Genomic DNA, 2,073 nt, shown 5'->3' with positions numbered 1-2,073 from the left:
GCCCGGTTACATTCCGAACCCGGAAGCTAAGCCTTTCAGCGCCGATGGTACTGCAGGGGGGACCCTGTGGGAGAGTAGGACGCCGCCGAACAATCTTTCAAAAGGACCCTTGGTCCTCAGCGTTCACGCTGAGGACCAAGGGTCCTTTTTGTTTTGCACCTCTTTACGCCGAAGCGCGGCCATGGGCTGGTTGCGCGAGAATGACTAGCGGTACCCCGAAGACAGGAGTCACACCCATGTCCAACTCTCCCGACGATCGTCCGGAGCGCGAGCCTCGTCGCAACGACGGCGGTGACAGGGGCGGCTACCGCGGGGGCCGTGACGACCGTGGCGGTGACCGTGGTGGCTTCCGCCGCGACGACCGCGGTGGTCGGCCCGCCGGTGGCGGCTTCCGCCGTGACGACCGCGGCGGCCGTCCCGCCGGCGGTGACCGTCCCTCTTACGGCCGTCGTGACGACCGCGGTGGCGACCGTCCCTCGTACCCGCGTCGTGATGACGACCGTGGTGGTTTCCGTGGCGGTCGTGACGACCGTGGCGGCGACCGTCCGTCCTACCCGCGTCGCGATGACCGCGGGGGGGACCGTCCGTCCTACCCGCGTCGTGACGACCGTGGCGGCGACCGTCCCTCGTTCCGTCGTGACGACCGTGGTGGGGACCGTCCGTTCTCGCCGCGTCGTGATGACGACCGTGGTGGTTTCCGCGGTGGCCGTGATGACCGTGGTGGCGACCGCCCCTCGTTCCCGCGTCGCGATGACCGTGGTGGGGACCGTCCCTCGTTCCCGCGTCGTGATGACGACCGTGGTGGTTTCCGTGGCGGTCGTGACGACCGTGGCGGTGACCGTCCGTCGTACCAGCGTCGTGACGACCGTGGTGGCGAGCGTCCCTCGTTCCCGCGTCGTGATGACGACCGTGGTGGTTTCCGTGGCGGTCGTGATGACCGTGGTGGCGACCGTCCGTCGTACCAGCGTCGTGACGACCGTGGTGGGGACCGTCCGTCCTACCCCCGTCGTGACGATGACCGTGGTGGTTTCCGTGGCGGTCGTGATGACCGTGGTGGCGACCGTCCGTCGTACCAGCGTCGTGACGACCGTGGTGGGGACCGTCCCTCGTTCCCGCGTCGTGATGACGACCGTGGTGGTTTCCGCGGTGGCCGTGATGACCGTGGTGGCGACCGTCCGTCGTACCAGCGTCGTGACGACCGTGGCGGGGACCGTCCCTCGTTCCCGCGTCGTGACGATGACCGTGGTGGTTTCCGTGGCGGTCGTGACGACCGTGGCGGCGACCGTCCGTCGTACCAGCGTCGCGATGACCGTGGTGGGGACCGTCCGTCCTACCCCCGTCGTGACGATGACCGGGGCGGCCGTCCCTCGTACCCGCGCCGGGACGACGAGCGCGGTGGCTTCCGCGGTGGCCGTGACGACCGTGGCGGCGACCGTCCGTCCTACGGCCGCCGTGACGACCGTGGCGGTGACCGTCCCTCGTACGGCCGTCGTGACGACCGCGGTGGCGACCGCCCGTCCTACCCCCGTCGTGACGACCGGGGCGGTGAGCGTGGTGGCTACCGTGGTGGCCACGATGACCGCGGTGGTTTCCGTGGCGGCCGCGATGACCGCGGTGGCCGCGAGTTCCGTGCCGACCGCGACCGGGACCCGGTCAAGCGGCTCCCGATCGACGAGGACGTCACCGGCCACGAGATCGACGCCGATGTGCGCCAGGAGCTCCTGAGCCTGCCCAAGGGCCTGGCCGAGGAGGTCTCGCGCAACCTCGTCATGGTCGCCCGGCTGATCGACGAGGACCCCGAGCAGGCGTACGCGTACGCCCGCATCGCCCTGCGTCTGGCCTCCCGTGTCGCCGCCGTCCGCGAGGCCGCCGGCTTCGCCGCCTACGCGACGCAGAAGTACAGCGAGGCGCTCGCCGAGTTCCGTGCCGCCAAGCGGATGACCGGTTCCGTCGAGCTGTGGCCCGTCATGGCCGACTGCGAGCGCGGCCTCGGCCGCCCCGAGCGGGCGCTGGCGATGGCCGGTGAGCCCGAGGTGCAGAAGCTGGACAAGGCCGGGCAGGTCGAGATGCGTC

Annotated in this window: 1 rRNA gene and 2 pseudogenes; all 3 read left to right on the top strand. The window is 70.5% G+C overall.

The features are described from left to right. Positions 1 to 91, top strand: a 5S ribosomal RNA gene (rrf, locus tag AB0O29_RS35370); the annotation flags it as partial. 226 nt (positions 92 to 317) lie between these two features. Continuing rightward, positions 318 to 1,028 (top strand): annotated as a pseudogene (locus AB0O29_RS35365) (tetratricopeptide repeat protein); the annotation flags it as partial. 678 nt (positions 1,029 to 1,706) lie between these two features. Next, positions 1,707 to 2,073, top strand: a pseudogene (locus tag AB0O29_RS35360) (hypothetical protein); the annotation flags it as partial.

The sequence above is a fragment of the Streptomyces sp. NPDC089915 genome (assembly GCF_040684675.1).
GTDB lineage: Bacteria > Actinomycetota > Actinomycetes > Streptomycetales > Streptomycetaceae > Streptomyces.
The sequence above is the reverse complement of the archived record's forward strand: the minus strand, read 5'-3'. Positions and strand labels throughout refer to the sequence as shown.